At 50.9% G+C, this 8,181-nt stretch carries 8 protein-coding genes; 2 read left to right on the top strand and 6 right to left on the bottom strand.

Annotation, left to right across the window (positions count from 1 at the left end; all coding sequences use genetic code 11):
• A partial coding sequence (locus ACEW8P_RS18360) for a helicase-related protein (RefSeq protein WP_373514532.1) occupies positions 1-784 on the top strand: 784 nt, incomplete at its 5' end.
• A gap of 1 nt (position 785) precedes the next feature.
• Here the strand turns inward: ACEW8P_RS18360 and ACEW8P_RS18355 are convergent.
• The 6 genes from ACEW8P_RS18355 to ACEW8P_RS18330 all read right to left on the bottom strand — a co-directional run bounded on the left by ACEW8P_RS18355 (position 786) and on the right by ACEW8P_RS18330 (position 6,757).
• Positions 786-2,723 (bottom strand): tetratricopeptide repeat protein, encoded by a 1,938-nt coding sequence (locus ACEW8P_RS18355; RefSeq protein WP_373514531.1) that lies wholly within the window; start codon positions 2,721-2,723, stop codon positions 786-788.
• A gap of 148 nt (positions 2,724-2,871) precedes the next feature.
• Positions 2,872-3,540 carry a hypothetical protein gene (locus ACEW8P_RS18350; protein ID WP_373514530.1) on the bottom strand — a complete coding sequence of 223 codons (669 nt, stop codon included), beginning with the start codon at positions 3,538-3,540 and terminating at the stop codon, positions 2,872-2,874.
• A 191-nt stretch (positions 3,541-3,731) separates the two neighbouring features.
• On the bottom strand, positions 3,732-4,865 hold the full coding sequence (locus tag ACEW8P_RS18345) for a LiaI-LiaF-like domain-containing protein (protein WP_373514529.1): 1,134 nt from the start codon (positions 4,863-4,865) through the stop codon (positions 3,732-3,734).
• A gap of 15 nt (positions 4,866-4,880) precedes the next feature.
• The gene (locus ACEW8P_RS18340; RefSeq protein ID WP_373514528.1) at positions 4,881-5,066 is read right to left on the bottom strand and encodes a LiaI-LiaF-like domain-containing protein; all 186 of its coding nucleotides are present in this window, start codon (positions 5,064-5,066) and stop codon (positions 4,881-4,883) included.
• A 153-nt stretch (positions 5,067-5,219) separates the two neighbouring features.
• The gene (locus tag ACEW8P_RS18335; protein ID WP_373514527.1) at positions 5,220-5,900 is read right to left on the bottom strand and encodes a PspC domain-containing protein; all 681 of its coding nucleotides are present in this window, start codon (positions 5,898-5,900) and stop codon (positions 5,220-5,222) included.
• A gap of 230 nt (positions 5,901-6,130) precedes the next feature.
• Complete coding sequence (locus ACEW8P_RS18330; protein ID WP_373514526.1) at positions 6,131-6,757, bottom strand: hypothetical protein; 627 nt, start codon at positions 6,755-6,757, stop codon at positions 6,131-6,133.
• A 193-nt stretch (positions 6,758-6,950) separates the two neighbouring features.
• Here ACEW8P_RS18330 and mnmA point away from each other — a divergent pair, with 193 nt between their 5' ends.
• Positions 6,951-8,069: a tRNA 2-thiouridine(34) synthase MnmA gene (mnmA, locus tag ACEW8P_RS18325; protein WP_373514525.1), complete on the top strand. Its 1,119-nt coding sequence runs from the start codon at positions 6,951-6,953 to the stop codon at positions 8,067-8,069.
• Positions 8,070-8,181: the final 112 nt, after the last annotated feature.

Below are 8,181 nucleotides of genomic sequence, written 5' to 3'. Positions count from 1 at the left end.
CCGCCTGCCCGCATTCGTGGAAGCGAAGCACCCGGTCACCCTGGATTTTTTGAGTGATAGGGAAACCGCGCCCCAACTGACGATGAAAGTGGTGCGCACGACTTCGGTGTCCCGGCTCGACACGCTGTTTTCGCTGGTATGCGCCATCGGCGCGGCGCGGACGCTGATTTTCTGCAACCACCGCGACGCCGTAGACCGCATCAGTGAGTTGATAGGAGGCTACGGTTTAGCGCACGCTACCTTCCACGGCGGCATGGAGCAACCCGACCGCGAACGCGCCCTGATGAAGTTCCGCAATGGTACCAGCCGCATCCTGATCGTGACCGACCTGGCCTCGCGCGGACTGGATATCCCCGAGATCGAATCCATCGTACATTATCAGTTTCCGTTGACCGAGGAGGCTTTTATTCACCGCAATGGCCGCACTGCCCGAATGCACGCCACCGGGACGGTGTACCTAATGCTGGACGAATACGAAAAACCACCTTACCTGAAGGGTGAGCCGCAAGCGGTTGAATTGCCAAAATATGACCGCCTGCCACCCGAAACCGTATGGGACACGCTTTACTTTTCGGCGGGTAAAAAGGAAAAAATCAGCAAGGGGGATGTAGCAGGCCTATTGATGAAAAAAGGCGGACTGAAAAAGGAAGACGTAGGCATGATTGAAATTAAGGACGATGCCGCCTTTGCCGCCGTGAAGCGCGAGAAAGCCGTGGCAGTCGTGGAATTTCTACGGTACGAAAAATTGAAAGGCAAGCGCGTCAAGATCGACATCGCCCATTGATTCAAGCTTCGGCCTCTTGTGTCTGCCGCGGAACACGCAGGGTGACGGTAGTACCTTTTTTATTGCGGAGGGAGCGTATGGCAAAGGTGCCATTCAGCGAATTCATGCGTTGCCGGATATTTTCCAGGCCTTTGCCCGAAGTCGTGATCTTCTCTTGCATGATGCCCGTGCCGTCGTCGGTAATCATCAACACGTAAAAGCTTTCGGTTTGTACCAGTTCCAGCACTACCTGGCTTGCTCTGGCGTGTTTGAGAATGTTGTTTATCAGTTCCAAAATACAACTGTACAACTCAAAGGAAACTTTTTTGTCCTCGATTGAGATTTCATCGGCCCCCACCAACTCAAATGATGCTCTACCCGACCGATTCAAATCAGAAGTCAGCTTTTCCAGCGCAGGAACCAGCCCCTGCTTTTCCAAAATAGAAGGCAGTAGGTTATGTGAAATGTGCCTCACTTGGTTATACGCATCCGAAATCAGGCCGACCACGCTCCGGTATTGTTCCTTTTCGGCGGGAGAAAAATTGTCCAGTTCGACCGATTCCAACCGCCACTTTACCCCCGAAAGCAAACTACCCAAATTATTATGTAATTCGGAGGCTACGCGTTCGCGCTCTATGCTTTGGCCACGGAAAAGTGCTTCCTGAATCTCATGATTTTTGCGGGTGAGCGTGTGGTTGGCCTGGCGGAGTTCGTTGGTTCGTTCGGCTACGCGTTCTTCAAGTGTGGCGTTGGTCTGCTTCAGTAGTTTCCCCACCTTTGTCAGTTGCGAATTGCTACGGTCGAGTTCGCGTCGTCTTTTTTGGAGCAGGCGGTTGCTTCTGCCCAACGCAGCGGCCAACCCTAAGAATACCAAAATACCCAGGATCAAGGCATTGCGCAGGTAGGCTTGGCGCGTCATGTCATCTATCATAGCCTGCATCTGGGCCTCGCGCTGTTGAGCATCGTATTCGTAACGTAGCACCTCCACTCGCTTGTTCTGGGCTTCAGCACGGTTGCTTTCCCGTAGATCGACGAATTTCTCATGCCAGGCCAACGCTTCATCAGGCTTTTGCAACGACTTGTAAGCCTCGAATAAATTCAAGGCCACCCGCTCTCGCATGGGCGGCTGTTCATAGATGATATAGTATTGGGCACGATCCGCAAAAGTCTGAGACTTTTTTGGCTGATCGTTTCGGCTATAAATCAGGCTAATAAGGGAAAGTAGTTCGGCATTAGGGCGGCCCTTGTTATTATTTTCCGCATTCAGGGCCAGCAATCCGTGTTTTTCCGCGTTGGCGAAGTCTTCTTTTTTCAAGAAAGTCGCCGCCAGATTGAAGTAGGCCTCCGCCCGTTCGTCGGAATATTCCCGATCCGAGTTGATTTTCAGGCTTTGCTGTAAGATGGTAATAGCTTCCTCGGGCCGGTTATCTTCCCGGTAGGCCGCACCCAAATCGATCATGGCCCGCGTTTGGGCAGATTGACTGTTGCTTTTTTTGTAAAATTCGATAGCCCGTTTCTCAGCGGTTATGGCTTTACCGTACGTCTTGAGGTTAGCATAGCAATCACCGATGTGATCCCAGGCGAATGCCTGCTCATCGGTAGCCTTGGCCAGTTCGGCGTATTGCACACCACGAAAGAGATACTCGATAGCCTTGAAAGTCACGCCCTTTTGCAAGTAGGTAGCACCGATTCGGTTGTGCGTGAAGGCCAGCCACTTATTAGAGCGCAGCGCAAAAGCAGATTTGAAGCCTTTCTGCAACCAGAACAGCGAACTATCCAGATCGGCGATTGACGCAGCTTCCCGCGCGTACAAGCGGATCAGCGTCGTATCGCGAAGCGGCGACTTCGGCTTGTTTTCCCAATGACTGATGGCGGCTAACGGAGTTTCAGCCACTTGATTTTGAGCATAAAGTTCTTCCGCTCCCAACAATAACCCTATCACAACGATCACTCTTCTCATTCCCTTCTGTCCCGGTTGTTTCTCAGTTACGAAAAATCACGCCAATATAGCCTAAAAAATATTGTAAATGTGCTGCGCTTAGGAAATATCAAAAACCCGGCCATAAATGAGCCGGGCCTTCTCCTTGTGGAATAACAGACTAAGTTGGCTACTGCTTGTCGTCTTTCGCCCAATCCACCTTGAACTTACCGTCGGTGATTCTAATCGAGTCAGTTTCCTCAGTTTTCTTGGAACGGTCGTGTTCGTGCGGATCAATATTTGCTACCATTCCTGCCCCGGCCCCGGTAAGTAGTTTCTTACCCAGGTTGGCGCGTAGGCCGGACCCCGTCACGGTTGCTAGCACCCTCTTTTGGTAATAAACACCCTGCAAGGTACCCTCAAAAGTACCTTCCACCGATGTAGGCGTGGCTGCGGTGATTGTCACTGTGCCGCTCATCGACTCACCATCGTGGAAGCCGTGGCCCATTTTCTTCGTTTCCTCCGTATAGTCCACAAGGGCAAAAAGTCCGGTTTTTGATTTGGGCTTGTACTTTCTTTTTTCCATTTCGGCCAAATCCTCGATCGGATAAGTACCGGGTTTGAGTTCATCGGTGAAATAGTAAAGCCTGATCCAAAGCTGCACGTCGGGACTGACCTCGAATGCCGCCAGCGCCAAGTAGTTGAAGTCCTTTTTGCGGAAAGGAATCTTCAAGCGTTTGGCTTCGGCTTTCCACTCCTTGCCATCGATGGAGGCCGAGATAAAGTTATCGGTTTCCTGGGCCAGCGCAGTTTCTAAACAGCAGCAGACTAAAAGAAGGGAAATGCACATTTTTTTCATGGCAGTAGCAATTTTGTTTTTGGTAAATACCTTATAATCTTAAAGATACTTGCCCTGGATTGCCCCGCCAAGGAACAACGTCCATAACTTAGTAAGCGGTAGACGAGATTTATTAAACGGTTAAAACCCGCCCTTCCAGGGGAAGGCGGGTTTTAAATGATAGGTATCGGAGTACTTGTTTCCAAAAAAACTCAGTACCGACGGATATTTACTTCGGATAGCCCAGCTTCGTAGTCGACCATGATTTTGCGAGTAGCTCGATCAAAACCGGGTGAACGGTACAGACCGTCGCTTACTTTCTGTAAATCACCCATATCCTTATCATTTAGCATACCGTCGATGCGCACTTCGCAGCCCACTGATTCCGGGATTTCCAGCGTTACTGAGGCCACGCCGGACTCGATCTTGACGTCGGTGCGGTTTACTTTGTCGCCTAGCTTCACGTTAAGGTCGGCTACGCCCGTACTGACTTTCAAGGACTTCACCCGAAAATCGCTCAGATCGAACTTGGCTTCGCCCGCGCCCAGCCCCATGTCGATATTCCAAAGCGGCTTTTTGTTCAGGTTGATCTCGACCGAATTTGCATTATCACCTTTTTTCAAGTTTATCTTTCCGCTCTCCATCTTGAAGTCGATTACGGCGGTGTTAGCGTTGCGGTTGTTGCGAATTTCTGACCTGAATCCACCGATGGAGGAGCGCGATTCGGCTTCGAATAGTTTGGTAGTACTGCCTTTCAGCTTGAACTCTCCGGCTCCGCCTTCAAAATTTAACGTTGCTTCTTTCAGGCCGTTTTCCATCTCGTATTCGTAGTGACGGTTGCGGATATCGCGCTTTTCGGATTTGTCGTCCTTATCTGCATCATCCTTATCTCGGTTGTAGTCTTCCTCGTATTTACGATTGCGCTCCCGGTTTTCTTCACTATCCCGGTTGTAGTCTTCCCCGTATTTACGACTGCGCTCCCGGTTTTCTTCCCGGAGTCTATTGCGCTTGCGGTCACCGAAATTCCATTCGTCGTCATTGTTGTCATCGTCGCTGTCCCAGTCGAAATTCCAGTTTCGGCGATCATCGTTGAAGGCCCGATCAGTGCGGTGGGTGATACCACCCAGCACCGCCAAGGCTATCAGAATCCCCGCCACACCACCGCCCCAGCCACCACGTTCGCGACCGCTGGCCAGCAGGGTTCCTCCGGCCAAAATGAGTAATATAGGCCAATAGCGAGAAACCTCCTGCCAGTCGATATTTAGAAACCCTAGATTTCTGAGGAGCCAGAAAATGCCCACAATAACGAGCAAACCGCCCCAAAATATTCCGTTTGATTTTTTCATGGTTGAAATGTTTGTTTAGAGGCTGGAATCGGTCGAATTCCCGGCCCCCAGTTGGTGACGTAGCAGGAGCAACCCGCCCGAGACGATCAGGATAATAGGTAAAAAGTAGCGTCCGAAGTCGAAGTTTGAAAATTCCTCGACCAGAAACAGGACACCGACAACGATAAGGAGGATTCCCCAGAAAGTGTTTTTGAAGTTCATGGCTTTTGTTGGTTGGTTTTGAATGGGCAAAGTAGTTCTTTATGTTTAAGTGTTTCAACTTGAAGCGGAGCGCCCCGTGGCGGTTCAATTTTTGAATTCGGCTTGTTTCTGAGCCTTTCAGCTTTTCAACCCTTAAATTCTATCTCATAAATTCTATCTCACAATCGGCGGCTCGCTACCGGGATTGGTTTCTCCGTCAGGGTCGGCAGGGGCATCAGGATCGACCGAGGTGCTGGTAGTAGGTCCATCGAAGGGGCGGTAAGGCACCGGATCTGGTTCGGTGGGTGGGAATGGTTCGGCACTCCGAGTATCACGCGGCGTGAACGGGTCGGCGGGTGGTGGCGTAGAATCTGTCCCGGATAATGCCTCCTTATCACGCTGGCGGAGGAGGAGGAATGCGCCACCGACGATCAGGGCTACGGGCCAGACATATTCCCGGATGCGGTACCAGTAAGGTAGTTCATCGAGCAACAGTACGGCACCGACGCCTAGCAGCACTACCCCAATGATTTTAATCGAACGATCGGGGTCGGAACTGTTGGCAAAGAAGCCGGGCGGGCGGGTTCCGGGGGCAGACGGATCGGGATTTATTCCCGCGTCTCCGTCATATACATTGGTTGAACTATTGGCTCCAGGCAATCCCTCGGGAAGGGCTACCCAAAAAATGATGTAAATGATCGCCGTCCAAAAGAAGGTCGGCGGAATTGGTAAAAGAAGCAGCACCACCCAGAGTACTCGAATAATGGTGCGGTCGATACCGAAGTAGTCGCTCATGCCGGCGGCTACGCCACCTACAACTGCTTCGCTGGGAATGCGGGTTAGTTTCCTTTCCATGGCTTTCTTGGTTTTGAATTGAGTGTTTGGTTGAGGTACCTTCTGTGGTTTTCAAAAGTTTTGCCTTACACAGGTACCGATCCAAATAAAAGGAGTTTTTCCTTTATTTGCAATCAAAGGTAGTAGGTAATACAAGATACTGGTCTTCGAAAGTTTATAATCGGTGATTGGCTGGGTTAAGTGGTGATTATTTTAGGTGGCGCCCGAATGTTTTCTTCCTCAAGGCTTACTCAGCCCTCAATCTCTAAAGATTCGAGAATGTCCATCAAACTCCCAAAATCTTTGTAGCCAGGCCGAATTTCCTCACCGCCTCGCAAGGCGATGCCTCCCATTTTTATGGAGGCAATAGAGTCCACTACCAGCGCTTCACTTTCCAGCCCGAAACCCAATAATATAGGATATTCGCGGCTCAACTTATGGAGGTAGTTTCGCCATTCGTCGGTGAGCGAAGCATTTTTCTCACTTTCCAGCAAGAAAAATTCAACCTCAGCGGAATATCGTCCCATGAGAGCGTCAAGTTCGTCAGCTTCGTAGTGATCCACATCTACCCGCAACAGCAGCGGCTTGTCCAGTTCGCTTTTTAAGTATTGTAAAAGATTAGGGTCTTCCACTTGAAGGGCGTCGAACTCGTAATCGGCCAGCACAGTTAGCAGCTTTTGCGGGTCGCTCTCCGAGGACTCAGCCACCAATTTCACTCCCGCGATCCAGGCCCGCATCTCAGCATATTTTTTTGGGATAATATACTGATCAGAGGCCTCATCGACCGAGAAGCCGAGCATATCCACGCCCATGCCAGCGCAGTAGCGGGCGTCGGAAAGGTTGGTGAAGTTGCTAATCTTGACAAAAGTTTTGAGCATTTTTGCGGTAGTTTTTAATCGCAAAGAACGCAAAGAATTACCCAGAGTTCACAGAGAGCCTTTACTTTCTCTGCGTGAAAACTCTGCGAACTCCACAGTTGGAAGGAACTCCTACAACGCCAGAGAACGTTCAGAAACGATACATTTAAAACACATAAAATCGGGAGGCTTTTAACCTTCGCAGATTACGATTATGAGCAAACACGGAAGAATCCTGGTCGCCATGAGTGGCGGGATCGACAGTTCATTGGCAGCGGTGATGCTGCACGAAGAAGGCTACGAAGTCATCGGCATGACGATGAAAACCTGGGATTACGCCGGCAGCGGCGGGTCTAAAAAAGAAACGGGCTGCTGCTCGCTTGACTCGATCAACGACGCCCGCAACATCGCCGTGCAGTTGGGCTTCCCCCACTACATTCTCGACATAAGAGCCGAATTCGGTGATTATGTCATCGACCACTTTACGGGCGAGTACCTCGAAGGCCGCACGCCCAATCCTTGCGTACTTTGCAACACCCATATCAAATGGGACGCTCTGCTGCGCCGAGCCGATCGCCTTGATTGCGACTCTATCGCTACGGGTCATTACGCCAACATCCGTCAGATGGAAGGTGGAAAAGCCGATGGTCGTTACGTCATTTCCAAAGGCATCGACACCTGGAAAGACCAAAGCTATGTGCTCTGGGGTGTGTCGCAGGAAAGCCTGAGCCGCACCAAACTACCGCTGGGCTACCTACACAAAACCGAAATCAGAGAGATGGCGAAGGAGCGTGGCTTTATAGATTTGGTCAACAAATCCGAAAGTTACGAGATCTGCTTTGTGCCGGACAACGATTACCGGGGTTTCCTGAAAAGGCGTATTCCCGGCCTGGAAGCCGAAGTAGCGGGTGGCAACTTCGTGCACCAGGATGGAACTGTTCTGGGCCAGCATGAGGGCTACCCATTCTATACGGTAGGCCAACGGAAAGGCTTGGGCATCGCCCTGGGTCGCCCCGTTTTCGTGACCGAAATCCGTAAGGACTCCAACGAAGTAGTACTTGGTGATCTGCCCGACCTATACCGCGACGGCATGATGGTGGGCAAACTCAATATGCAGAAATACGCCACCCTCGACCAGCCGTTGGAGACCGTCACCAAAGTCCGCTACAAACACGAAGGCACTCCGGCCACGATCACGCAGGAGGCCATCGACCGCATCCGGGTAGATTTTCACGATGGTGTCAACGGCATCGCCCCCGGCCAGGCGGCGGTGTTCTACGAAGGCGACGACGTAGTGGGTGGAGGCTGGATCATGAAAAGCTACCGTAGATAATTTGGAATTAGTGAATGTCGGACGGGACCGCCCGCGCGGTTAGTGAATAATTTATTCCGACATTCACTAATTTACTAATTCAAAATTGAGAACCCTAACTATCGAGTATTGT

The organism is Persicitalea sp., from assembly GCF_041751555.1.
In the GTDB taxonomy this organism is placed as follows: Bacteria; Bacteroidota; Bacteroidia; order Cytophagales; family Spirosomataceae; genus Persicitalea.
The sequence above is the reverse complement of the archived record's forward strand: the minus strand, read 5'-3'. Positions and strand labels throughout refer to the sequence as shown.